Origin of the sequence: Bradyrhizobium sp. (assembly GCF_027451485.1) — a bacterium.
GTDB lineage: Bacteria > Pseudomonadota > Alphaproteobacteria > Rhizobiales > Xanthobacteraceae > Bradyrhizobium.
In genome coordinates this window covers 1-24138 of record NZ_DAIDJE010000214.1, presented here as the reverse complement: position 1 = coordinate 24138, position 24138 = coordinate 1, and the positions used below count along the sequence as shown (strand labels likewise).

The following is a 24138-nucleotide window of genomic DNA, read 5'->3' as shown; positions in this document are numbered from 1 at the left end:
CGAGGAGCGCGTCAACCTTGCCGGAATCCCAGGCGGAAGGCGCCCCAGTGGCGGCCGCGGACGAAGATCGGCGCGGATGCATCCTTCATCAGCACGAAATTGCCGCCGCCCATGTCGCGGCGGTAGGTCTGCAACAGGAACGGCTTGGTGTTGGCCGCGACCTTTTTCACGGCGCGGTCGTTGAACAGGCGCCGGTTGCGGCAGTTCGCATTGTTCCAGACCGGGTCTTTTCCCTGCGGCAGGCGATAGTTCGGATTATGGGTCGGCAGATAGCCGCCTTTCGCCCAGGCTACACAGAACACGATGCGTGGATCGGATTTCTGGATCGGGTCCTGAACGGCGGGCAGCACGCGATCGGTGAACTCGACATAGTTGGTCATGTACTGCCTGGGGTCGGTGCCCGGTATCTCGCGGTAGTTCTCGTCCATCAGCTGATCGAGGGTGATCTCGCCGCGAGCGACAGCCGCTTCGAAGATTTCCGAGATCCGCTTGGCGGTCTCCATGACGACGCGGATCAACGGCGCATCGGATGTCTCCACGCCGCTGTCGGCTATCGCGGCGATCAGGCTTTCGGAGAGGTCGAGCAGCTTGGTGACGCGCTCATCGGCATGTTTGAGATCGCTGGAGGAGAGATCGACGCCCTTGGCAAGGTTGCGCAGTTCCTCGATCACGGTGTCGCAGTGACCGAGATTGGACGTCGCTGCCCTGGCGACGCCATCGATCTCCTGGCCGACCTTCGTGAAGCCGTCCTGGACGCGCGTAATGATGTTTTGAATCTGGGTTGCGCCTTCGCTCGCGGTCTTGGCCCGCGACGACGCCTCGCCGCTTTCGCCGATCAAATTCCCGAGCTGACCGTCGAGGTCGCGCATGGTGTCGCCGATCTGATGGGTCGCCTGGCGGGTCGCTTCGGCGAGACTCTTCACCTCGCTCGCGACTACGGCAAAGCCCCGGCCGGCCGAGCCGGCGCGCGCGGCTTCGATGGTCGCATTCAGCGCCAGGAGATTGGTCTGCTTGGCGATCGCCTCGATCGAGGTCGAGACTTTCGCTACCTGCGCCAGCGCAGAAGAAACGGCGCTGAGCCGGGTCTCAATCCGGTCGACCGATTCGACCAGCGCGGCAATGTGCCTGATCGCGGCCTCGACCGCGCCCCTGGACTGGTTGATGTCTCCAACCGCGTCGGACGAGGCCGACTGTACCGCTCGCGAGGCATCGGCAATGTTGTGGTTGGCCGAGACCATCGTCTCGGCGGTCTCTTGCAGATGCATGAAGAGTTCGGATTGGGCCGAAACCCGGTTGGCGACCTCCTGGACGTTGCTGGCGACGTCGGCAAGCTCAACTCCGAGCCCGCCGATGCGGTTGCTGAGCTGATCGACCAGACGTTCGCTCTCCGATCGCTCGGGGAGACCTTCAGACACGGCAGGCTTTGCGGCGGACATCGTCAAGCTCCAACGATTCGGCTCTCGTTCATCTTAGGCAACGTCCCTCAAATCCGGCAACGCGCCTTAAAGTCTATAAGCGGTGCGGAATCCGCCCCAATGCTTGCCTTTGACCCGGATCGGCACGTCGATCTCGCGCATCATCACCGTATTGCCGCCGCCCATGTCGCGGGCGTAGCTCTGGATCAAGTAGGTCCGCTGGTTGCGGCCCGCCGCAAGGCCCGCCGTATCGTTGAAGATGCGGCGATTGCGGCTGTTGGCCGTGTTCCAGGCGATGTCGCCTGCGCGCTGCGGGTGGGAGTAGATCTTGTTGTGCACCGGCAGGTAGCCGTTGCGGTCGATCGCGACGCAGAAAACCATGCGCGGGTCTTTTGTCAGCAACGCTTCCTGGAAAGGGGGGAGCGCCCGATCGGCCCAGTCGAGAATACGGGTGCGGTGCTGGACCGGATTGGTGCCGGGAATCTCGACATAGTCGGTGTCGAACAGGGCATCCATCGAAACCGCGCCGCTGGCGACGGCCTGCTCGAACATCAGGCAGAGCTGGCTGCCTGCCTCCATGGCGCGGGTGACGAACTCGGTGTTCTCGTCATGGATCGACCAGAGCTTGTCCTCGATTTTCTCGGCGAAGGCCGCATCGTTGCTCACGAAGCTTGCCTGCACGCCCGCGCTCGAGCGATCGCCGATGCGGATCTCGCAGGGGCCGATGTCCTGAAGCGTAGCGCTGAGCATCCGGTTGAGCGGCACCTTCGCGGCGTCGCCTCCGCCGATCAGAATGTTCTCGAGCGAAATCTCGTAGACCTGCGCCGCGATACGGCCTTCCGCGGTGTTGATCTCGATTCGGAGATTGCAGGGCAGCCGCTCGCTCCTGCGGCGATCGGCCCGCATGTCCTGGCCGAGCAGCACCGCGCAACGGGATTTCAGCTTCTGGGCAAAGATGGTGACGGCCTTGCCGGCACTGGCGACATGCTCGCGATGCGCCTCGGCCTGCTTCGCTGCATGATCAATTTCGGCGGCGCTGGATCCGACCGAGGCGATGAAGTTCGATGCGGTTGCGACGTTCTCTGTCATCTCCCGCGTGATCTGGTTCTGCTCGGCCACCGCGCCGTTGACGTTCTCGAACACAGGGCGGATCTCCTGGATCGCCTGGGAAATCCTGTGCACCGCCTCGACCGATCCGGCGGCGTCCCGTTGCAGCGCGTCGATCTTCTTCTTGATCTCCTCGGTCGCCTCCTGGGTCTGGACCGCCAGCGCCTTGACCTCGGAGGCGACGACGGCAAAGCCACGTCCGGCCGAGCCGGCCCGGGCCGCCTCGATGGTCGAGTTGAGCGCGAGCAGCGTCGTTTGTCTGGCGATGTGTGCGATCAGGTTGACGACATTGCCGATCGCGGCGGAGGATTCCTTCAGGCGGTCGACGTTGGCGCTGGCTTCATGGGCGGCCGCGGCTGCCTCGTCGGCGAGCTTGCCGGCGTCGCGCACCTGCGATCCGATGCCTTTGGCCGATTCGGCGAACTTGCCAGCGGCTTGCGAGAAAATGGCGGCGGTGTTCTCGGCTTCGCTCGAATGCAGGCTCAGCGCATCGGTGCGCTGGCGGACGGCGGCAAGGGTGGCCTCGGTCGCTTCCGCGCCGCCTGAGACGGAACCGGCTGCGCGTTCAAGCTGGCGAATCATGCCGCCAAGCTCGATCTCAAGCAGTTCGAGGATTTGCCGGATCGAGTCGGTTTCCGGGTGGTCAACTGCCTCGGCCACGGAAGCCGGATCGGCCGGAGACGCAAGGACGGCCGGGGTCGTTGGCGGGGCCGCTTTCCGGAACAGTCCAATCGCCATATGTCTCTCGGGCTGACGGGCAGGATGACGAACACCTTCTCACGGCCCCATGAAATCATGGTTAACAATTGCCTGTTTTTCGGGCAGAGACATCCTACCTTCGTACAAAGGGTGCGGAATCTTTGATTTGGGCCAGTTTGGGCCTATAAGGCCGCGCCTTTCACCCAATCACCCGTTTTTTCGACTTCCAGAGATCAGGCATGGCCGGACATTCCCAGTTCAAGAACATCATGCACCGCAAGGGCCGTCAGGACGCCCAGAAGTCGAAGTTGTTCGGAAAGCTGGCGCGGGAAATTACGGTCGCGGCCAAATTAGGAACGCCAGATCCCGCGATGAACCCGCGGCTGCGCGCTGCGGTGATCGCCGCGCGGCAGGAAAACATGCCGAAGGACAATATCGAGCGCGCGATCAAGAAGGCGATTGGCGGCGAAAGCGAGAACTACGACGAGATCCGTTATGAGGGGTACGGTCCGGGTGGCGTCGCCGTGATCGTCGAGGTGCTGACTGACAACCGCAACCGGGCCGCCTCTGACATCCGTTCCTATTTCACCAAATCGGGCGGCAATCTCGGTGAAACCGGCTCCGTTTCGTTCATGTTCGATCGCACCGGCGTCATCGAATACGACGCCAAGGTGGCCTCCGACGATGCCATGCTGGAAGCGGCCATCGAGGCCGGCGCCGACGACGTGGTCTCCAGCGAAAATGGTCACGAAATCTACGCCTCGCAGGAGACTTTCCGGGATGTCGCCAAGGCGCTGGAGGCAAAGTTCGGCGAGGCGCGCAAGGCGGCCGTGATCTGGAAGCCGCAGAATACGGTGGCGGTCGACGACGAAACCGGTGAGAAGCTGTTGAAGCTGATGGACGTCCTCAATGACCACGACGACGTTCAGAATGTATATGCCAATTTCGAGGTTTCCGACGCCCTCGTCGCCAAGATGGGCGCATAACGCCAGTACCACCCAGGGACTTCAGACTGGCGGTACCGGGCGCTAATCTTGGGTATAAATGCCCATGTCCTCCCAGCCGATTCGCTCACCCGTTCGTATCCTCGGCATCGACCCGGGCCTGCGCCGCACCGGCTGGGGCGTGATCGAAGTCGAAGGCAACCGTCTAGTTTACGTCGGTTGCGGTTCGGTCGAGCCGCCCAATGATTTGCCGCTGTCGAGCCGACTGCTTGCCATCCATGACGGGCTGGCCGCCGTGCTCGGCGATTTTCGTCCCCTCGAGGCCGCGGTTGAGCAGACCTTCGTCAACAAGGATGGCGTTGCCACCCTCAAGCTCGGTCAGGCTCGCGGCGTGGCAATGCTGGCGCCCGCGATGTTTGGAATATCCGTCGCCGAATACGCGCCCAATCAGGTGAAGAAGACCGTGGTCGGCGCCGGCCATGCCGACAAGAACCAGATCATGGTGATGCTGAAGATACTTCTTCCGAAGGCCGAGCCGAAGTCGGCTGACGCGGCCGATGCGCTCGCGGTTGCGGTCACGCATGCACATCACCGCGGCAGCGCCGCGCTGCGGCTGAAGGTGGCCGGCCTATGATCGGCAAGCTCAAGGGCCTGATTGATTCCTTCGGCGAGGATTTTGTCATCCTCGATGTGGGCGGTGTCGGCTATCAGGTGCATTGTTCTTCGCGCACTTTGCAGGCCTTGCCGGCCGCAGGAGAGGCCGCCGTGCTCTCGATCGAGACGCATGTGCGCGAGGACCAGATCAGGCTGTTCGGCTTCAAGAGCGATGTCGAACGCGAGTGGTTTCGGCTGTTGCAGACCGTACAGGGCGTCGGCGCGAAGGTCGCGCTTGCCGTGCTCGGGACGCTCTCGCCGTCGGACCTTGCCAATGCGATTGCGCTGCGCGACAAAGCAGCGGTGACGCGCACGCCGGGCGTTGGTCCCAAGGTTGCCGAGCGCATCGTCACCGAACTGAAGGACAAGGCGCCCGCGTTCGCCAACGTCGATCCCGCGGTCGTCAGCCTTTCCGGCGCTATCGATGATTCCCGGGCACCGCGCCCGGTGACGGATGCGATTTCCGCGCTGGTCAATCTCGGTTACGGGCAGCCCCAGGCTGCGGCTGCAATCGCCGCGGCCGCGCGCAGCGCCGGTGAAAAGGCCGAGACCGCACAGCTCATCCGGCTCGGCCTGAAGGAATTGGCGAAATAGGCTAACCTCGCAGGCCGCATCGAAGGAATATGTCGTCGACCATGCTGACCAAGAAGGACAAGGAACTGATCGACGCCGCCACCAAAGCGATCAGCACTCGGTACCGCAACGACTGGCAGGAAGTCGGCTCGGCATTGCGCACCCGCGATGGCCGTATCGTGACCGGCGTGAACATCGATGCCTATATCGGCCGCATCGCGGTCTGCGCCGAAGCGATTGCGATCGGCCGCGCCATCACCGAAAGCGGCGACCACGGCATCGAGACCATCGTTGCCGTGCGCCATCCGAAGCCGGACGAACCCGGCAAGATCGCGGTGGTGTCGCCTTGCGGCATCTGCCGTGAACTGATCCACGACTACGATGCCAAGGCGCGCGTTATCGTGCCCGACAACGGCCGCACGCCCAAGGTGGTGACGATCGGGGAGTTGTTGCCGAACAAGTATCGACGGGGCAACGAATGAACCCGCCCTCGCGCATCGTCACGCCGGAGCGTCGCGCCGACGACGTTGGTGACACCGCGATGCGTCCGCAACTTCTGTCGGAATTCGTTGGCCAGGCGCAAGCGCGCAAGAACCTCTCGATCTTCATCGAAGCGGCGCGAAAGCGCGGCGAGGCGCTCGACCACGTGCTGTTCGTGGGGCCGCCCGGCCTCGGCAAGACCACGCTCGCCCAGATCGTCGCGCGCGAACTCGGCGTCGGTTTTCGCGCTACCTCAGGTCCCGTGATCGCCAAGGCCGGCGATCTCGCCGCCCTTCTGAGCAATCTCGAAGAGCGCGATGTGCTCTTCATCGACGAAATCCATCGCCTAAGCCCGGCGGTCGAAGAGGTGCTCTATCCGGCGATGGAGGATTTTCAGCTCGATCTGATCATCGGGGAAGGGCCGGCCGCGCGATCGGTGAAGATCGAGCTTGCCAAGTTCACGCTGGTCGGTGCGACGACCCGCGCAGGGCTTCTGACCAATCCCTTGCGCGACCGCTTCGGCATCCCGGTGCGGCTGAATTTCTATACTGAGGACGAGCTGGAAAAGATCGTCACGCGCGGCGCCCGCGTGCTCCAGATCGGCATGACCGTCGACGGCGCCAACGAAATTGCCCGTCGCGCCCGCGGCACGCCGCGCATCGCCGGTCGGCTGTTGCGGCGGGTGCGGGATTTTGCCTCGGCGGCGGATGCGGATTCCATCGATCGCAAAATCGCTGACACCGCGCTGAGCGCGCTGGAGGTCGATGCCGCTGGACTTGATGCGATGGACCGGCGTTACCTCACGACGATCGCGATGAACTATGGCGGCGGCCCGGTGGGCGTCGAGACGATGGCTGCGGCTCTGTCGGAGCCGCGTGACGCCATCGAAGACATCATCGAGCCCTATCTGATCCAATGCGGCTACCTGCAGCGCACACCGCGCGGGCGGCTGTTGACGTCGCACGCCTTCCGCCATCTCGGCCTGACGGAACCGACGCGTGATCCGGCCCAGTTCGGATTGTTCGGCAACGATGGTGAGGACGAATGACGGCGCATCTCGACGGCGAAATCCGAGACGGCCGCCATCATATGCAAATCCGCGTCTATTACGAGGACACGGATTTTTCCGGCATCGTCTATCACGCCAATTATCTGCGTTTCATGGAGCGCGGCCGCACCAATCACCTGCGGTTGATGGGCGCCGAGCAGCACGCGCTGTTTGCGGAGGCGCAGAGCGAGACGCCCGGCTTTGCCTTTGTGGTGCGTTCGATGAAGCTCGATTTCTTCAAGCCGGCGCGGATGGACGACGTCCTGGACATCGTGACCTGGCCGGTCGCGGTGAAGGGCGCCTCGATCACGCTGGGGCAGGAGGTGCGGCGCGGGGCGGACGTGCTGGTCGCCGCCGAGGTACGCGTCGCCTTCATCAGCGAGGGCAGGGCGCAGCCGATTCCGAAATCGATCCGCGCCCTGATGAAGGCCGATCTGGAATAGGCGTTACGGAAGTTTATCGATTGGTTCCTGCAATTACCCGATAGGGACTCGGCCATCGAACTGTCTCGATCGAAGCGATAGTCTTGCTGCATCAAAGAGCCGGGAGGCCATCATGTCGCGTCCGCCATTGCCGCCGTTCACCCGCGAAACCGCCGCGCAGAAGGCGCGCATGGCGGAAGATGCCTGGAATTCACGCGATCCCGAACGCGTCGCGCTCGCCTATACCGAGGACAGCCGCTGGCGCAATCGTTCGGAAACCTTCCAGGGCCGCGCGGCGATCGTCGCCTTTCTCAAGCGCAAATGGGAAAAAGAGCTCGATTATCGCCTGATCAAGAATCTCTGGGCGTTCGACAACAACCGCATCGCGGTGCGTTTTCAATATGAGTGGCACGATGCGAGCGGGCAGTGGTACCGCTCCTATGGCAACGAGCAATGGGAGTTCGATGAGCACGGCCTGATGCGCAGACGCGAGGCCAGCATCAACGACATCACGATCGCCGAAGAACACCGCCGCTTTCATTGGCTGGCGCCGGGACCGCGGCCGGCTGATGTACCGGGGTTAGGCGACGATCCGTTTTGAGGTGCCGCAGCTCGACCGCGAGATGCGCGCCCTTACGCCGCGGCCTTGTGCCTTGCGATTTCAGCCTTGTACATCTCGAACTCCTCGGCGATCGCTTTGGCGATGCTGGGGCGATTGCGCAGCCGTTCATAGTAGGCCTTCACCGCCGGCCACTTCGCCAGTTCAATCGGCGGTGTCGCCATCGTCCAGTTGATGACGGTGACGAGGTAGGCGTCGGCGACTGTAAAATGATCGAGCAGGAATTCGCGCCCGTTGAGATAGTTTTCAAGATAATCGAGCCGGGAAAGGCCCTTTTCGAGCGTATAGGCTTTGGCTTCCGGCGGAGCCTTCTTGTCGAGTAGCGGCACAAACAGTCCCTTGTGCAGTTCGGTGCCGATGAAGCAGAGCCATTGATGCAGCCGGCTTCGCTCCAGGCCTGACGGTGTGCCGAGGCGCGTTTCGGGGAAGCAGTCGGCGACATATTGCAGGATGGCGGCGTTCTCGGTCAGCACCTGTCCATCGTCTGTACGCAGCGTCGGCACCAGTCCAAGCGGATTGATTGTGCGAAAATCCGATCCGTCGCTCTGCACCACCTTGGTCTTCGGATCGACCTCGAAATAGGTCGCCTCCTTACCTGCTTCGTAGAGCGCAATGCGGGTGGCAAGCGAACAAGCGAGCGGTGAGAAATAGATATCCATGGGTTCCTCGCGGTTTGGCGCGCTGGGCAATTCGAGCAAGATTGATTTTCATACTGTTTCGCATAATATAAGCGGCGTCAATAGTTTTTTGCGAAATGGTACAAAAAGGTAAGAATTTGCCGGAAATCAAGCAGCAAGGGCCCAGGCGCCGCGGACGGCCGCGCGCCTACGAGCCGGACGTTGCGCTCGGCAAGGCGCTCGATCTGTTTCGAAAGGGTGGTTTCGCCGCGACCTCGCTCGACGATCTCAGCGCGGCGACCGGCATGAACCGGCCGAGCCTCTATGGCGCGTTCGGCGACAAGCGCGAGCTCTATATCAAGAGCTATACCCGCTACCGCGCTGATGCCCGTGCGGCGATGATCGAGATTTTCCGGGGCGACATGCCGATCCGCGAAAGGCTGAAGCGTATCTATGCGGCGGCGCTCGACATCTACGTGGCTGACGTCTCGGCGCCGCAAGGCTGCTTCACCGTGATGACGGCGGCTTCGGAGGCGGTGGCCGATCCGGAGATCCGCGCGATGGTGCTGGACGGGTTTGCCGAACTGGACAAGGCCTTCGAGTCCTGCTTCCGCCGCGCCAAGGAGAAAGGCGAATTACCACCGTCGGCCGATCCGGGCGTGCTGGCGCAACTGGCGTCCGCGACCATTCACACTCTCGCGATCCGCTCACGCGCAAGGGTACCCCGCAACGAGCTCGAGGCCATCGCGAACGGCGCCATTGCCGTGATGTGCGGGGGCGGAATGCCGTGAGCTATCGCTGCCCCGGCATAGCAGGCTAATATCCCCGCGCCGGGTCGACGAGATTTTCCAGCGACTGGCCGGCCTCGAAACGCGCGATCTGGCGCGCGACATATTTCGAGATTTCGTCGGGATCGGTGTCGGCGGCGTTATGCGGCGTCAGCACGACCTTCGGGTGGGTCCAGAACGGATTGTCCGGCGGCAACGGCTCGGTTGCATAGACGTCGAGCGAAACCGCGCCCAGCGTTCCGTCGTCGAGACAGGACAGGATATCGACCTCATTCTGCAAGCCGCCGCGGCCGGCATTGATCACGACCGGCGCACCCATCGGCCCGGACCGGTTCAGCTTTAAGAAAAGCTCGCGGTTGAGGATGTGGCGTGTGTCGGGCGTCAGCGGCAGCAGCGAAACCAGAATGTCCGTGCGGCGCAGGAAGACATCGAGCTGCTCCTTGCCGTGAAAGCATTCGACGCGATCGATCCGTTTGGGGCTGTTGCTCCAGCCGACGACGCGAAAGCCGAGACGGACCAAAACCTCCGCTGCATCGGCACCTAGCGTGCCGAGCCCCATGATTCCGACCGTGATCGCGCCGGCCGGCCATTGATATCTCGGCGCCCACCGCTTCGCGCGCTGGCTCTCACGCAAATAAAGCTCCTGCCGGTGGTGCATCAGGACATGCAGCGCGACATATTCGCTCATGCGATGTGTGAGATCGCCGACCGAGACGCGCACCAGCGGCACTTTCGGCAAGGTCTTGTCGGCCATCAGCGCGTCCACCCCGGCGCCCAGATTGAAAATGACCTTGAGGTTCGGGAATCCCGCCAATTCGCCGGGCACAGGCTTCCATACCGCGGCATAATGAACGCTGGCCGGATCGCCGCCGCCTTCTGCCGCGAGCCAGACCGGACGGTCGGCGCACACCTCATCGAATCTTTGCTTCCAGCGCGCCGGCGACCAGTTTTCGGTGCCGCCATGGATCAGCAGGGCCAGCGTGCCCCTTTTTGTCGTCATTCAGTCTTTCTCCGGAACTCGGCCCCGACCTTACCGGGACATGTTTTCAGCACAAATATTTTTCCGTAAGCAATGTCGGATCGTCACCCTTCCCTACGTCCTTGGGTACAAAGGAGTCCTTACCCATGCTCTATGCCATACTTTGCTATCACGACGAGGATTTCGTCGGCTCCTGGAGCAAGGAGCAGGACGCAGCCGTCATGTCGAAGCTTGCGGTGGTCCAGGACAAACTTAAGAAGGAGGGCCGGCTCGGCCCTGTGGCCCGGCTGCTGCCGACCACCGCCGCCACGACGCTGCGCAAGGACGACCCGCCGGTCGTGCTGGATGGTCCCTATGCCGAGACCAAGGAGCAGCTTCTTGGCTTCTATATCATCGACTGCGAGAACCTCGACGCCGCCGTCGACGTCGCTCGCGAACTCGGCGCGGCCAATCCCGGTGGTGCCTATGAAATTCGCCCTGTCGGCATGTTCGAACCGGGAGCGCGCGCCAAGTGACGGACGTCGCCTGGATCGATGCTGCCCTGACCTCGGCACGACCCCAGGCCGTCGGCGCCCTGCTGCGCTATTTCCGCAACCTCGATACGGCCGAAGAAGCCTTCCAGAATGCCTGCCTGCGCGCCTTGAAAAGCTGGCCGCAACAAGGCCCGCCGCGCGATGCGGCCGCCTGGCTGATCATGGTCGGCCGCAACGCGGCGATCGACGACGTACGCCGCTCGAACAAGCAGGAGGCGTTGTCTGATGAGGCGGCAATTTCCGATCTCGATGACGCCGAGGAGGAGATTGCCGACCGGCTCGATGGCTCACACTATCGCGACGACATCCTGCGGCTTCTGTTCATCTGTTGCCATCCAGATCTGCCGGCGACGCAGCAGATTGCGCTGGCGCTTCGCATCGTCTCAGGCCTTTCGGTGAAGCAGATCGCCCGCGCCTTTCTGGTTTCCGAACCTGCGATGGAGCAGCGCATTACCCGAGCCAAGGCGCGTGTCGCCAAGGCCGGCGTTCCCTTCGAGGCGCCGGGCGCGGTGGAGCGCAGCGAACGCCTCGCGGCGGTGGCGGCGATGATCTACCTGATCTTCAACGAAGGCTATTCGGCGAGCGGCGAGACCTCCGGGATCAGAATGCCGCTTTGCGAGGAGGCAATCCGCCTGGCCCGCTTGTTGCTTCGGCTGTTTCAAAGCGAACCAGAGATCATGGGGCTGGTCGCGCTGTTGTTGTTGCAACACGCGCGCGCCCCCGCGCGCTTCGATGCAAACGGAGAAGTGGTGCTGCTCGAAGATCAGGATCGGGCGCTATGGAATCAGAACTTGATCACGGAAGGTGTCGCGTTGATCGAGAAGGCGATGCGGCATCGCCGCTCGGGGCCTTACCAGGTGCAGGCGGCGATTGCGGCGCTGCATTCGCGCGCGGCTCGGCCTGAAGATACCGACTGGGCGCAGATCGATCTGCTCTACGGCGCGCTGGAGGTGATGCAGCCGTCGCCTGTGGTTACACTCAACCGTGCCGTCGCCGTATCGAAGGTCCGCGGACCTGAGGCTGCGCTGGCGATGATCGAGCCGCTGGGCGATCGGCTCTCCAACTACTTTCACTATTTCGGCGTCCGCGGCGCTTTCCTGATGCAACTTGGCTGCAACAATGAGGCTCGGGTCGCCTTCGACCGTGCCATTGCGCTCGCCAACACCTCGGCGGAAGCCGCTCACATCCGCATGCATCTCGACCGGCTGATGCGCGACTGCCAGCCGCAGGGCCTGAGCCCCGTCAACAAAAAATAATTGGCAAGTCTGTCGGTCCGCAGTCTCCCCGTTCGTCAACAGGATAGAGCGCCTGTTCTCCAGGGGACGCAAGATGAACATTCAGACCATCCAGATCATGATCTTGCTGCTTGATGGCATCATCAAGCTCGCACCGTGGCGGGTCGTCATGGAGGTGCTGGGCCGGATCGGCTATCGATCGCGCCAGAACCCCGTGCGCGGCCTCAGGCTGGCGGTCTCCGCAATCACGGGCCTCGGTGCGGGTCCCGTCGCAGTTCATGTCGAAGGTCATGCAGGTGTTCATGAATTTCGACGCGATGATTGGCAGGGACTTCGAAGCCGGCCTCGCCAATCTGAAGAAGCTCGCCGAGAATAGGCGAAATTTACCAGCCAGGAGGAAGCGATGCAGATCAATCCCTATCTATTTTTCAACGACAATTGCGAGGCCGCCTTCAGGTTCTACGAAGAGGTGCTGGGCGGCAAAATCGAGATGATGCTGCGCGCTGACGAGGGGCCGGCGGATATGAAGCCGGGGCCCGGCCGGGAAAAACTCATCATGCATGCGCGCATGTCCATCGACGGCCAGGTGCTGATGGCGTCGGATTCATCGCCCGAGCATTTTCACAAGCCGCAAGGGTTCGCGATTTCGATCACGATCAATGATCCCACCGAAGCCGAGCGCAAGTTCAATGCGCTCGCCGAAGGTGGCAGTCTCAACATGCCGTTTGGCAGGACGTTTTTCTCCAAGGGCTTCGGCATGTGCATCGACAAGTTCGGCATCCCTTGGATGGTCAACTCGCCGCTCGAAGGCATGTAGACGGGCGCGGCCGTCGGGTTGATCAGCGACACCTCGGGTAGAGGGACGCCAGTTCGCGTCCTCGCAATAACAGAAGATGCGAAGTCAATCCGCCGCGGCGAACGATCCAATTGCGCACGCCGGCCGGATAGGCCTGGAGCACCAGGGCGGAGGCTTCCGGCTCGGCATACATCCGGCCGCGCTTGTCCATCGAGCGCGCGGCGTGGAAGCCGAGCACGGCGCGCCGCGTCACGCAGATGCGGTTCGCCGGCACCATGCTGAGCACCAGCGTACAGGCGGAAAGGCAGGGGCCGTCGATGACGACGCGTTCACCGGAGTCGCGCACGCGTTCGAACAGGTCGAGAAAGGGGCCGACCTGCCCGCCAGGGCTTTCCAGGATTCGGATCTCGGCCCGGGCCGGCGGAGCGGCAAGCGTGCACAGCACCGCGGCGATGGCACAAATTCCAGAGAGAAATGTACGCATGTCGGGAGCTTCCTTCTTCTTGGGCATGCAAGCAATCGCAAGCCCTGCGGCAAGGTTCCCTCGCACCTTCGTCGGAGGGACGCTATCCGTTGCGCCTCGCCCCGCGCAGTGTAGGCAGTCCGATGCCGGCTGCATCGAAGCCGCCGTCCACGGCGAGAACCTGACCGGTGATGTAGCTCGCCCTGTCGCTGCACAGGAAGAACACCGCCTCGGCCAGTTCTTCCTCGAGACCGTAACGGTTGAGTGGGATGGCGTCGTGGTAGTCGGCGCGAATTGCCGGGCTGTGAACCGCTTTCGCCATCGCGGTGTCGACCGGTCCCGGGGCCACGCCGTTGACGCGGATGCCGAACTCGGACAATTCGACGGCGAGTTGCTTGGTCAGGTGCGCCAGTCCCGCCTTGCTGGTGCCGTAGGCCGAGCGCAGGGTCGAGGCGCGCAGCCCTGAAATCGAGGTGATGTTGACGATGGCCCCGCCGCCATGATGGCGCATCAATGGCACCGCCGCTTTGGTGCAGAGGAATGGCCCGGTCAGGTTGACCGCGAGCACGCGGCTCCAGTCCGCATCGGATGTTTCCATCAGCGGCGCGAACACTGCGACCCCGGCATTGTTGACGAGTGCGTCGAGCCTTCCGAAGCGGCGCTCGATCCTGGCAAAGGCCGAAGCGACGGAACTGGCGTTTGAAACGTCGCAACTCAACGCGAGCGTAGCCTCGGGCCGGTCCAGTGCCGACACGCTCTTTTCGAGCAGGTCGCCCTCGATATCGAGCAAGGCCACGCCAAAGCCGTCGGCAAGGAAACGTTTGGCCACGGCAAGTCCGATGCCGCGGGCAGCGCCGGTCACGAGAGCCACTTTTTGCGAAGAAGCAGTCATACCTTATCCATCTTGTCGTCGACGAGCATGTCTTTCTCTAGCACGGAAGCATGGCCTCTGCTTTGTTTCGGACGAGCAAGAGCGGAGAACGACTGCCATGAAGATCCATGACCCAAATGACCGTCCGCTCGAAGAGTGGCGCCCAGGCGTCAAAACCCGGATGCTAATCTCGGCTCTGAATGGCGCGACGCAACTTTGTGTATTCGAGCAATGGGTCGCGCCGGGCTGCGGGGCGCCCACCCATTCGCATCCAGTCGAGGAGGTACTGACGGTGCAGGCCGGCGAGGCCGAAATGTGGATCGATCGGGAGAACATGATCGTCACGGCCGGTCAGTCGCTGATTGTGCCGGCTCATCGGCTGCATGGATTCCGCAATCGTGGCGCCGTAACGCTGCACCTTCATGCAGTGCTGGCCTCGCCAATTTTCGAAGGCTTGCCGAAAGGCGCGACCGACGTGGTGCGGCGCTGGGTTCCGGTGTAAGCAGGCGAGCTCAAAACAAGGAAAGCGATAAAGATGACGATTGACGGCGGGTTCTCGAAGGCGGGTCTGGATCGCCTGCACGGTGTGATGGCCGGCTATGTCGAGCGCGGCGATCTGCCGGGCCTCGTGATGCTGGTGAGCCATCGGGGGCGAGTTCATGCCGACGCGATTGGCCGGCTCGCCTTCGAAGGCTCGCCGATCAAGCGCGATTCGATTTTCCGGATCACCTCGATGACCAAGCCGATCACGGCCGCTGCTGCGATGGTCATGGTCGAGGATGGCAAGATCGCCCTTGATGATGCCGTCGACCGATGGCTGCCCGAACTGGCCGGCCGCAAGGTGCTGCTCAGGCTGGATTCGCTGGTCCATCAAACAGTGCCGGCGCGCCGTTCCATCACCTTGCGTGATTTGCTGACCTTCCGCTGCGGCTACGGCATCATTCCAGTATTTCCCGATCGTTTTCCGATCCAGCGGGCCTATGCGGAAGCAGGTCTCGCGCCGGGGCCGGTGTTTCCTTCCTATCCGCCCGACGAATTGATCAAGCGCTACAGCCGCCTGCCGCTGGCGTATCAGCCGGGCGAAAGCTGGCTCTACAACGGCGGCAGCGAAATCCTCAGCGTTCTGATCCCGCGGGTTGCCGGCATCACACTCGGCGAGTTCTTGAACGAGCGCATTTTTGCGCCGCTCGGAATGAAGGATACCGCGTTCTATTGCCCTAAGGAGAAGCAGCACCGGTTCGCGACCGCCTATATGCAGGACAATGCGGCAAGGCAGCTGAAGGTTTTCGATCCCCCGGTGACGGGCCGGTTCTCAAATCCGCCCGTTTTCGAGAATGGCGCTGCGGGTCTTGTTTCCACGGCGGACGATTTCAACGCCTTCGCCCAGATGATGCTGGAAGGCGGCGCTCTCGGCAGTGCCCGCGTGTTATCGCGGGAATCGGTAGCCTTGATGACAACGAACCACATCAAAGCCGACGAAAAGCGCGAGTCCCAATTGTTCCTCGGCAACGCCCGCGGATGGGGATTTGGGCTGTCGGTTTTCGCCGCGCTGGATGATCCGAATGCCTCGCAAGGCCGGTTCGGCTGGGATGGCGGCTATGGAACGTCCTGGTATTCCGATCCGCAGGCGCAACTCACCGGCATCCTGCTCACCCAGCGGGTCATGGATTCGCCGAAGCCTCCAGCCATATTCACCGATTTCTGGACCACGCTCGGCGAACTCTCGGCCGGCTGACGGGACTTAAAAATAATTCTCCGGGCGCTGTCGGGACTGCGGCAGGCCAATCGTCTTGCTTGAGAGCGCCGGTTTGTCCGGGATCTGTCGAGACGGAATAGGAACGGAGACGACCATGCGATTTATGATGCTGATGATCCCGCGGGGGTATGAGACCGCGGCGCCGGGCGCGACACCCTCACCCGAAGCCGTCGCGGCGATGATGAAATATAACGAGGCGCTCAAGGAAGCCGGTGTCCTGATCACGCTGGACGGTTTGCATCCGCCCTCCATGGGCGTTCGCGTCTCGTTCGAGAACGGCAAGCCTGTCGTTACCGATGGCCCTTTCACCGAGTCGAAAGAAGTGATCGGCGGCTACTGGATGATCGACGTGACCTCCCGGGAGGAGGCGATCGCCTGGGCCAAGCGCTGTCCTGCTGCCAACAACGAAACCATCGAAATTCGTCAGGTCTTTGAAGTGACGGACTTTCCACCCGACGTTCAGAAAGCGGCGGCGGGTTTCGCCGAAATGCAGCACGGCCTGCCCGTGCGCTGATCGGAGCTTCCAAGCAAACTGAAAACAGGAGAAATCGGATGAGCACGAATGACACCTATCTCGCCGTCTTCCTTGGTAGCAAGAACAGTCCGAAGTGGGCCGACTGGAACGCTCTGTCGGAGACGGACCGCAAAGCAAGAGAGATGCGCGGGATAACGGCATGGAAGGCCTGGGTCGAGAAGCACCAGGCCTCTCTCGTCCAGATGGGCGGGCCGCTCGGCAAGACAAAGAAGATCGATTCGCAGGGGATTGCCGATGTCGCCAATGCAATGGGCGCCTTCACGGTGGTTCGTGCGGCCTCGCATGAGGCGGCCGCGAAAATGTTCGAGGACCATCCGCATTTCTCGATCTTCCCCGGCGAATCTGTCGAGGTGATGCCGGTGCTGCCGATCCCCGGCGGCTAGTACCGCCGATCTGAAGTCCCTGCACAAGCGGCGAATTTGATCAGGGACTTCAGGTCGATGAGGCGGTATTAGAATCAATAAGTTAGCTAGTGCCCATGACTTTCCGAAGGTCGTGAAAGTGGGTGCTGAGGCGTAACACGAACTTCGGAAAGTGGGCACCAGGGAAGTATCGGGCGACGCGAAGCGCTAGCCGCGTTTGGCTTGGAGACCGCGAGCGCCGCTCGTGGGCTTCAAATCGCTGCCGGGCTCATGTAAATATCTCTTACATGAGCTGGAAAGATCAGGGCCGCAGCGAACGCGGTTATCATCACGGCAATCTCAAGGAGGCGCTTTTGCAGGCGGCGCTCGACCTGATTGCGAAGAAGGGCGCGGCGGGTTTCACCTTTGCCGACGCTGCGCGCATTGCCGGTGTCAGCCCAGCGGCGCCTTACCGGCATTTCCGAGACCGCGACGAACTTCTGTCGAGCATCGCGCAGCGTGGTTTCGAGCAATTTGAATCGGCGCTCTCGCAGGCCTGGGACGATGGACGTCCCGACACCGTCACGGCGTTCGAGCGGGTCGGAAAGGCGTATCTCGCCTTTGCGCGCGAGCAGCCGTCGTTTTATTCCGCGATGTTCGAATCCGGGCTTGCCACCGACGTCAATGCGGGCTTGCAGGCCGCGGCCGAGCGCGCCTTTGCCGTCATTCGCGCAGCGGCGGAGCGGCTCGCCGCGCTCGCGCCTTCGGGCACGCCACGGCCGCCGGCGCTGATGATGGCGCTGCACATCTGGTCGATGTCGCACGGTATCGCCTCGTTGTTTGCGAGGGGTGATGGGGCCCGGCGCAAGCTGCCAATGTCTGCGGAAGAGCTTCTGGAAGCCGAGGTGCTGATCTACTTGCGCGGCCTCGGCTTTTTGACCGACCGGCGGCCGGCGGCTCAGGAAGCGGAGAAGAACCCGGCCGGTCCGCCACCGGGCGGCCCCTGGGGCCGGCCAAGATAATGTGAACAGGGCTCGCCCGGCCGCGCTTGACAACAGGTTCGAACGATCTAAGTATGTAAATGTTATTTACATTCACAACGGCATAAGCCGATGGAGAGGCAGATGGCCTACACCGCAGATGTCAATCGTTGGCGCGGCCCGACCGACGAGTATCACCACCCCCGCATGCTGCATTCGCCCTGGCATCCCGGCTGGATCGCCGTGACGATTCTCGGCTTCCTGATCTGGTGGCCGATCGGTCTTGCCCTTCTCTTTTTCACACTCGGGAGCAGAAAAATGGGTTGCTGGAGTCATCAGGATCGCTGGGCGAACAAGATGGAGCGGATGCAATACAAAATGGAGCGGATGCGCAGCCGCATGGAGCGGCATGGCTTCCCATTCGGCCCATCGTCCAGCGGAAACCGCGCTTTTGACGAATACCGCATGGAGACGCTGCGTCGGCTTGAGGACGAGCAGAAGGAATTCCGCGAATTCCTCGACCGTTTGCGTCACGCCAAGGACAAGGAGGAGTTCGATCTCTTCATGGCGCAGCATCGTTCGCGGCCGGCCTCGCCGTCCGACGAGCACCCGCAAAGCTGACATCTGGAGCCCGCCTGAAGGCGTAACGCCCCTTGCGACCTGATGGCGACTGAGCCGCCCGTTTGCGAAAGCTGACGGGCGGTTTTTCATTTCAGCCGCAAAATGGTCGCTTACGGGCGCTTTTTAAGCCCTCAGTCGGCCGGTATTTCCGCCGGCCGAAATCCGCTATGGTAACCGGCTGTTAACCACGAATGGCGTCTGGTGGGAGACGAAAAGACGCGTGGAAAGCCCTCGTTTTGACACGTTGACAGGGGAAGCCAGCGCCGGCTTTGGACGGCCTCCCTTGCGATATGTCACGGCTTTTCGCGTGCCGGTGTTGAGTGCGCGCTCGCGGTGTTTGCGGAGCCGCAGGATCGGAGGTCATTTGCATTCACGCGCGCATGGCCACCGGGGAATTGAGATACTGGTGCTCTGTTTTGACATCCATATCCAGTCGCGGCGGGTTCGCTTACGAATGTCAGAACCAAGGGAGCGCTGGCATATAAAGAAAGATTTCTGGTGGAGTTCTGGATTTGACGTTCGCTATGTATGAGTCCGCGGCTGTCGGGGCAGCCAATGTCAGATCCGCTCCACCAGCGTTGAGAGGACATCGCTTATGAACCCGGCCGACGTGGCCCAAACCGCCTTGCCGCTGCCATCCGCTGACGTCTCGCTGATCACCCTGTTCTGGCACGCTCACTGGATCGTGAAAGGCGTGATGTTAGGCTTATTGTCCTGCTCGGTATGGGTCTGGGCGATCGCCATTGACAAGGTGATCCTTTATTCACGCACCCGCCGCGCCATGGATCGGTTCGAGCAGGCGTTCTGGTCCGGTCAATCGATCGAGGAGCTTTACCGCACGCTTGCCGCCAAGCCGACGCAGTCGATGGCGGCCTGTTTCGTTGCGGCGATGCGCGAGTGGAAACGCTCTTTTGAAAGCCACGCAAGGTCCTTTGCAGGCCTTCAGATGCGAATCGAAAAGGTAATGAATGTCTCGATCGCGCGTGAAATCGAACGGCTTGAACGAAGGCTTCTCGTGTTGGCAACCGTCGGCTCCGCGAGTCCGTTCGTCGGCCTGTTCGGAACCGTCTGGGGCATCATGTCGAGCTTCCAGTCGATCGCCGCCTCGAAAAACACCTCGCTGTCGGTGGTTGCGCCGGGCATCGCGGAAGCGCTTTTTGCTACGGCAATAGGCCTTATCGCCGCCATCCCGGCGACCATTTTCTATAACAAGTTCACTTCCGAGGTGAATCGGCAGGCTCAGCGCCTGGAGGGCTTTGCGGACGAGTTCTCGGCCATCCTGTCGCGTCAGATCGACGAGCGTGCGTAAGGGCCCCGCCCATGAGATGCGAGATGTGAGCACCGAATCATGGCGATGAACATCGCGAGTTCGCCGGGCGGTGGCGGCCGGCGCCGCGGCCGGCGGAACGCCGTGATGGCGGAGATCAACGTCACGCCGATGGTGGACGTGATGCTGGTGCTGCTGATCATCTTCATGGTCGCCGCACCGCTGATGACGTCGAACATCGACATCGACCTGCCCGTCGCCGCAGGCGGAAAATCGGCTTCCTCCAACCAGCCTCCGTTGACGCTGTCGGTCAAGCGCACGAGCGGCGGCTGCAACTCGAACGTCGACCTTTACCTTGGCGATACGCAGATAGCGCCCGCGGACCTGTTGCCTAAAATCAAGGCGATCCGCGAGACGCGGTCGGAATCCGAAAGCGTGGTTTACCTGCGCGGCGACAAGGACGTCTGCTATGCGGAGATGATGAAACTGCTCGGCGAGATACGGGCGGCCGGATACAAGGCCAATATTGTCATCATTCCCGAGCAGGGCTCCTGAGAATGATGGTTCTGCGCGAAGCGCCTTTGGGATTGAAACGGAAAGCCTGACTTTGAAGGTCAAAGTCGACAAGACGGTGGTGGCCTCGATTGTCCTGCACGTCCTCGTGCTGGGCTGGGGACTGTTTACGTTTTCCACCAAGGCCTTTGTGATGCCGGAAGAGGATACGGTTCCTGTCGACGTGATCTCCGCCGACCAGCTCGCCAAGGTCACGGCCGGTATGCGGTCCGGCAAGAAGGAAAATCCCAAGCCGTTGGTGGAGAAGGTCGCGGAAGCGAAGCCTCCCCAGGACGATATCATGGGGAAGATCGACAAGACGCCGGTTGTGACCGAAACGGCGCCGCCGCCGCAGCCGAAGCCCGTGGAAAAGCCGGTTGAGAAAAAGCCTGATCCGCCGAAGCCGGTCGCGAAGAGTGAACCGAAGCCCGAGCCGAAGCAGGTCGAAAAAAAGCCCGACATGACCGACCCGATCGCAGAGGCACTGAAGAAAGAGGAGAAGAAGCCGCCGCCGAAGCCGCAAGCTGCGACGCCGCCGAAACCGCAGAAGCCGAAAGAACGCGTGTTCGACGAGGCCAAAATCGCTGCTCTCCTCGACAAGCGCGATCCAGCGCACCAGGCGGTCACGGGTGATACACTGAACTCCAATGCCGCGCTCGGGACGTCAAAGGGCAAGGCCGAGGCCATCGTTGCCACCTGGCGCGGCGCATTCGCGGCAGCCGTCCGGCGCTGCTTCAATTTTCCGTATAACGGCTTGAATGCCGACAAATTCGAGGCCGACATCGATATCTATTTGCGGCCTGATGGCACGTTAGCTTCCCAGCCTACCATCGTCGCCGTGCGTGGGCCTTCGGAATCGATTGGTAAAGCCATGGCCGAGAACGCCGCGCGTGCGGTTGTCCAATGCCAGGCCTATTCCTTCCTGCCGAAGGAGCAGTACGAGACCTGGAAATATATTGGCATGACTTTCAGCCTGAAAGACATGCTCTGAGACCCGAACTTGAAAGCAGTGCGATGAACGAAATGAAGTCCTTTACCCGGCGCCGCTTCATGATGGCGACAGGATCGGCCGTTGCGATATTGGGGTCGCGAGCAACTCTGGCGCAGCGTCTGCGCATCGACCCGAACGAATTCCAGCCAGTACCGATAGCGATCCCGAATTTTGTTGGTGGCGCGCCGTCCGATGGAGACGTTGGGGTCGGTGTGACGCAGGTCATCACCAACAACCTCAAGCGCAGCGGATTGTTCGCGCCGATCGACCAGGCGGCCTACATCGACAAGGTCGTCAACATCGACGCCGTACCGCAGTTCAATAACTGGAAGAGCATTAACGCGCAGGCTCTGGTCACCGGCCGGATGACGAGGCAGGGCGACGGACGGCTGAAGGCCGAATTCCGCCTCTGGGACGTCGCGACCGGCCAGCCGCTGGCCGGCCAGCAATATTTCACCCAGCCCGAAAACTGGCGCCGGATCGCCCATATCATCTCCGACCAGATCTATGAGCGTCTGACCGGCGAGAAGGGTTATTTCGACAGCCGCGTGGTGTTCGTCGACGAGACCGGCTCCAAGGAGCGGCGCGTCAAAAGGTTGGCGCTGATGGATCAGGACGGCGCCAACGTCCGCTACCTGACCCGCGGCAGCGATCTGGTGATAACGCCGCGCTTCTCGCCGTCGACCCAGGAAATCACCTATATGGAGTTCGGCCAGGGCGAGCCGCGCGTCTATCTGCTCAACGTCGAAACCGGGCAGCGCGAAATCGTGGGTAATTTCCCGGGCATGACCTTTTCGCCGCGTTTCTCGCCGGACGGCCAGCGTGTGATCATGAGTCTGCAACAGGGCGGCAATTCGAACCTGTTTGTGATGGATCTGCGCTCGAAATCGACCACGCGCCTGACCGACACGCCGGCGATCGACACTTCGCCCTCCTATTCACCTGATGGCTCCTACATCACGTTCGAATCCGACCGCGGCGGAAAGCCGCAGATCTATGTGATGCCGGCGGCCGGCGGCCAGGCCCAGCGCATCTCCTTTGGCGAAGGCACCTATTCGACCCCGGTGTGGTCGCCGCGCGGCGACTACATCGCGTTTACCAAGCAGGGCGGCGGGCAATTCTCGATCGGCATCATCAAGCCCGACGGATCGGGCGAACGGATCCTGACCTCCGGCTTCCACAATGAAGGGCCGACCTTTGCGCCGAACGGGCGGGTCGTGATGTTCTTCCGCGATCTGGGCCCCGGCCCGAACCTGTTCACCGTGGATATTTCCGGCCGCTTCGAACAGCGCCAGCCGACTCCCGGCTACGCCTCTGATCCGGCGTGGTCGCCGCTGCTCTCCTGAGGGTGCCGAAGCCGCGGGGATGATAGCGGGCAAAGCTTGCCTGGTTAGCCGGCTGATTTGGCGGGCAGATTCCGGGCGATTGGGACGAACGACAACATCCCGGTAACGATATTCCCTCAGAAAGACTTCACCGGCTGGGGGTAAGACTTTCCGCGCAAAGGAAGCATGCGCGAGATGCTGTTGACCAAGCGTCCCATGGAAACAGGCCGAAAGATGTCACCGTCGGTTCGGGCGGCGTCAATCGATTCGCTGTTCGAGGCCCCGGGACCGCTGCTTACGGGCATAATCTTCGTGGCCATCGGGGCGGCGATGACGGCGCTGAAGACCGGCGACGATCGCATCTGGGCATGCGTCGTGCTTCTCATCGTCTCCGGTGCTGTGCGGGCTTTTGACCTGCAGCGATACCAGTCGCGCAAAGCGATGTTAATTTCCGATGACGCAGCGCATCTGCAAACACGTTATCGGATAGGCGCGCTAGTCCAAGCCGGCGCGATTGGAGCGTGGACCTTCGTCACACTGTTCTTCAGTGACGACGCAGTCGCCCACATGATTTGCCTGTCCGTGGCCACCGGCATCGTGGCGGGCGGCGCCGGCCGGGCCTACGGACGGCCATCGATATTCCATCTGCAAGCTGTGCTTCAGTTCGGTCCGGCGGTGATCGCGCTGGCGTTGCACGGCACACCCTATTACGTCGCGATGTCAGTCGTAAGCGCTGCATTTCTGCTGGCGATCATGCAGCTTTCGGCCAACCTGCATAGGATATTCATGCAGGCAGTCGTGGCCCGTGAACGCGAGGCGGCGCTCGCCACTCAATTCGATACCGCCCTTAACAACATGCCTCACGGCCTGTGCATGTTTACAAACGACGGGCGGCTGGCGGTCATGAACCGTTGCTTTGGCGAGATGATGGGGCTGCCGGCCGATCTGGCGCATATGCGCCCGAGGGGTTCTGATATCCTTGCGGCCTGCGTCGATGCGGGGTCGATCTCGCAGGCGAACGCTGACATGATCCTTACCGAAATCGAAAATCCGCAAGCTAAGGGCATCATCACCACCGACCCGAATGTCGCGCGGGGCCGCTCGCTGTCCTGGGCGTTCCAGCCGATGGCAGATGGTGGGGCTGTGGTCCTGCTCGAGGACGTCACTGAGCGGCGCGACGCCGAAGCCAGGATCGCGCATCTGGCGCGCTATGACGAACTGACCGGGCTTCCGAACCGGGTCAATTTCCGCGACGAGATCGAGCATCTGCTTGCCGTCCCGCACGGCACCGATCAGACGTCGGCGCTCCTGTTTATCGACCTCGACCAGTTCAAGCAGGTCAATGATACGCTGGGTCATCCCTGCGGCGACCAATTGTTGTGCGCGGTTGCCGATCGGCTGCGCGCGATGTTGCGGCCTGAGGATTTCGTGGCTCGGTTTGGCGGTGATGAATTCGTCGTATTCCAGCAGAACATCAGGTTGCCTGACGAGGCTGCCGCGCTGGCGCGCCGCATCGTCGATCACCTG

General features: G+C 62.0%; 28 protein-coding genes and 1 pseudogene. 23 read left to right on the top strand and 6 right to left on the bottom strand.

The genetic code is table 11. The features are described 5' to 3' along the window. Positions 1-11: 11 nt before the first annotated feature. A complete protein-coding gene (locus NEZ08_RS25280; protein ID WP_298113422.1) occupies positions 12-1436 on the bottom strand; it encodes a methyl-accepting chemotaxis protein in 1425 nt (474 codons plus the stop codon). Between the two features lie 66 nt (positions 1437-1502). Next, entirely contained in the window at positions 1503-3260 is a 1758-nt protein-coding gene (locus NEZ08_RS25275; RefSeq protein ID WP_298113420.1) for a methyl-accepting chemotaxis protein, read from the bottom strand. Between the two features lie 200 nt (positions 3261-3460). On the opposite strand from NEZ08_RS25275, the gene NEZ08_RS25270 reads away from it, so the two are divergent. From NEZ08_RS25270 to NEZ08_RS25240, 7 genes are all read left to right on the top strand, one after another. Continuing rightward, a complete protein-coding gene (locus NEZ08_RS25270) occupies positions 3461-4207 on the top strand; it encodes a YebC/PmpR family DNA-binding transcriptional regulator (RefSeq protein WP_298113417.1) in 747 nt (248 codons plus the stop codon). A gap of 64 nt (positions 4208-4271) precedes the next feature. Then, a complete protein-coding gene (gene ruvC / locus NEZ08_RS25265; protein ID WP_298113415.1) occupies positions 4272-4799 on the top strand; it encodes a crossover junction endodeoxyribonuclease RuvC in 528 nt (175 codons plus the stop codon). Continuing rightward, a complete protein-coding gene (gene ruvA, locus NEZ08_RS25260) occupies positions 4796-5413 on the top strand; it encodes a Holliday junction branch migration protein RuvA (RefSeq protein ID WP_298113413.1) in 618 nt (205 codons plus the stop codon). The genes ruvC and ruvA overlap by 4 nt, the downstream gene beginning before the upstream one ends. A gap of 41 nt (positions 5414-5454) precedes the next feature. Further along, positions 5455-5874 carry a cytidine deaminase gene (locus NEZ08_RS25255; protein WP_298113608.1) on the top strand — a complete coding sequence of 140 codons (420 nt, stop codon included), beginning with the start codon at positions 5455-5457 and terminating at the stop codon, positions 5872-5874. Continuing rightward, entirely contained in the window at positions 5871-6920 is a 1050-nt protein-coding gene (gene ruvB / locus NEZ08_RS25250) for a Holliday junction branch migration DNA helicase RuvB (RefSeq protein ID WP_298113409.1), read from the top strand. The genes NEZ08_RS25255 and ruvB overlap by 4 nt, the downstream gene beginning before the upstream one ends. Continuing rightward, the gene (ybgC, locus tag NEZ08_RS25245; RefSeq protein WP_298113406.1) at positions 6917-7363 is read left to right on the top strand and encodes a tol-pal system-associated acyl-CoA thioesterase; all 447 of its coding nucleotides are present in this window, start codon (positions 6917-6919) and stop codon (positions 7361-7363) included. Before ruvB ends, ybgC begins: the two co-directional genes overlap by 4 nt. Before the next feature lie 112 nt (positions 7364-7475). Then, positions 7476-7943, top strand: coding sequence for a nuclear transport factor 2 family protein (locus tag NEZ08_RS25240; RefSeq protein WP_298113403.1), 468 nt, complete (start codon positions 7476-7478; stop codon positions 7941-7943). 32 nt (positions 7944-7975) lie between these two features. Here NEZ08_RS25240 and NEZ08_RS25235 read toward each other — a convergent pair whose 3' ends face one another. Beyond that, complete coding sequence (locus NEZ08_RS25235) at positions 7976-8620, bottom strand: glutathione binding-like protein (protein WP_298113400.1); 645 nt, start codon at positions 8618-8620, stop codon at positions 7976-7978. 95 nt (positions 8621-8715) lie between these two features. Here NEZ08_RS25235 and NEZ08_RS25230 point away from each other — a divergent pair, with 95 nt between their 5' ends. Then, complete coding sequence (locus NEZ08_RS25230; protein ID WP_298113397.1) at positions 8716-9369, top strand: TetR/AcrR family transcriptional regulator; 654 nt, start codon at positions 8716-8718, stop codon at positions 9367-9369. 25 nt (positions 9370-9394) lie between these two features. Here the strand turns inward: NEZ08_RS25230 and NEZ08_RS25225 are convergent, their stop codons facing one another. Then, entirely contained in the window at positions 9395-10366 is a 972-nt protein-coding gene (locus tag NEZ08_RS25225; RefSeq protein WP_298113394.1) for a glyoxylate/hydroxypyruvate reductase A, read from the bottom strand. A gap of 125 nt (positions 10367-10491) precedes the next feature. Here NEZ08_RS25225 and NEZ08_RS25220 point away from each other — a divergent pair, with 125 nt between their 5' ends. From NEZ08_RS25220 to NEZ08_RS25205, 4 genes and pseudogenes are all read left to right on the top strand, one after another. Further along, positions 10492-10860: a YciI family protein gene (locus tag NEZ08_RS25220; protein WP_298113389.1), complete on the top strand. Its 369-nt coding sequence runs from the start codon at positions 10492-10494 to the stop codon at positions 10858-10860. Continuing rightward, a complete protein-coding gene (locus NEZ08_RS25215) occupies positions 10857-12134 on the top strand; it encodes an RNA polymerase sigma factor (protein WP_298113386.1) in 1278 nt (425 codons plus the stop codon). Before NEZ08_RS25220 ends, NEZ08_RS25215 begins: the two co-directional genes overlap by 4 nt. Positions 12135-12379: 245 nt before the next feature. Beyond that, positions 12380-12484: pseudogene (locus tag NEZ08_RS25210) on the top strand (polyketide cyclase); the annotation flags it as partial. A 32-nt stretch (positions 12485-12516) separates the two neighbouring features. Further along, positions 12517-12930 carry a VOC family protein gene (locus NEZ08_RS25205; RefSeq protein WP_298113383.1) on the top strand — a complete coding sequence of 138 codons (414 nt, stop codon included), beginning with the start codon at positions 12517-12519 and terminating at the stop codon, positions 12928-12930. A 22-nt stretch (positions 12931-12952) separates the two neighbouring features. Here the strand turns inward: NEZ08_RS25205 and NEZ08_RS25200 are convergent, their stop codons facing one another. Together NEZ08_RS25200 and NEZ08_RS25195 are read right to left on the bottom strand one after the other, a co-directional pair. Further along, on the bottom strand, positions 12953-13393 hold the full coding sequence (locus tag NEZ08_RS25200; RefSeq protein WP_298113380.1) for a hypothetical protein: 441 nt from the start codon (positions 13391-13393) through the stop codon (positions 12953-12955). Between the two features lie 82 nt (positions 13394-13475). Then, complete coding sequence (locus NEZ08_RS25195; RefSeq protein ID WP_298113377.1) at positions 13476-14264, bottom strand: SDR family NAD(P)-dependent oxidoreductase; 789 nt, start codon at positions 14262-14264, stop codon at positions 13476-13478. A gap of 97 nt (positions 14265-14361) precedes the next feature. On the opposite strand from NEZ08_RS25195, the gene NEZ08_RS25190 reads away from it, so the two are divergent. The 11 genes from NEZ08_RS25190 to NEZ08_RS25140 form a co-directional block, all read left to right on the top strand. Then, positions 14362-14745, top strand: a complete 384-nt coding sequence (locus tag NEZ08_RS25190; protein ID WP_298113372.1) for a cupin domain-containing protein — start codon at positions 14362-14364, stop codon at positions 14743-14745. 33 nt (positions 14746-14778) lie between these two features. Next, the gene (locus NEZ08_RS25185; RefSeq protein WP_298113369.1) at positions 14779-15978 is read left to right on the top strand and encodes a serine hydrolase; all 1200 of its coding nucleotides are present in this window, start codon (positions 14779-14781) and stop codon (positions 15976-15978) included. Between the two features lie 115 nt (positions 15979-16093). Beyond that, positions 16094-16513, top strand: coding sequence for a YciI family protein (locus NEZ08_RS25180; protein ID WP_298113366.1), 420 nt, complete (start codon positions 16094-16096; stop codon positions 16511-16513). 38 nt (positions 16514-16551) lie between these two features. Beyond that, the gene (locus tag NEZ08_RS25175) at positions 16552-16917 is read left to right on the top strand and encodes a hypothetical protein (protein WP_298113363.1); all 366 of its coding nucleotides are present in this window, start codon (positions 16552-16554) and stop codon (positions 16915-16917) included. Positions 16918-17183: 266 nt separating this feature from the next. Continuing rightward, positions 17184-17897: a TetR/AcrR family transcriptional regulator gene (locus tag NEZ08_RS25170; RefSeq protein WP_298113362.1), complete on the top strand. Its 714-nt coding sequence runs from the start codon at positions 17184-17186 to the stop codon at positions 17895-17897. A gap of 102 nt (positions 17898-17999) precedes the next feature. Next, on the top strand, positions 18000-18476 hold the full coding sequence (locus NEZ08_RS25165; RefSeq protein WP_298113360.1) for a DUF2852 domain-containing protein: 477 nt from the start codon (positions 18000-18002) through the stop codon (positions 18474-18476). Between the two features lie 595 nt (positions 18477-19071). After that, on the top strand, positions 19072-19785 hold the full coding sequence (gene tolQ / locus NEZ08_RS25160; RefSeq protein WP_298113358.1) for a protein TolQ: 714 nt from the start codon (positions 19072-19074) through the stop codon (positions 19783-19785). A gap of 39 nt (positions 19786-19824) precedes the next feature. Beyond that, a complete protein-coding gene (locus tag NEZ08_RS25155) occupies positions 19825-20298 on the top strand; it encodes a biopolymer transporter ExbD (RefSeq protein ID WP_298113357.1) in 474 nt (157 codons plus the stop codon). Between the two features lie 52 nt (positions 20299-20350). Further along, positions 20351-21286, top strand: coding sequence for a protein TolA (locus tag NEZ08_RS25150; RefSeq protein WP_298113355.1), 936 nt, complete (start codon positions 20351-20353; stop codon positions 21284-21286). A gap of 23 nt (positions 21287-21309) precedes the next feature. Next, the gene (gene tolB, locus NEZ08_RS25145) at positions 21310-22632 is read left to right on the top strand and encodes a Tol-Pal system beta propeller repeat protein TolB (protein ID WP_298113353.1); all 1323 of its coding nucleotides are present in this window, start codon (positions 21310-21312) and stop codon (positions 22630-22632) included. 213 nt (positions 22633-22845) lie between these two features. After that, positions 22846-24138, top strand: a 1293-nt coding sequence (locus NEZ08_RS25140) for a sensor domain-containing diguanylate cyclase (RefSeq protein ID WP_298113351.1), incomplete at its 3' end; no start/stop codon positions are given.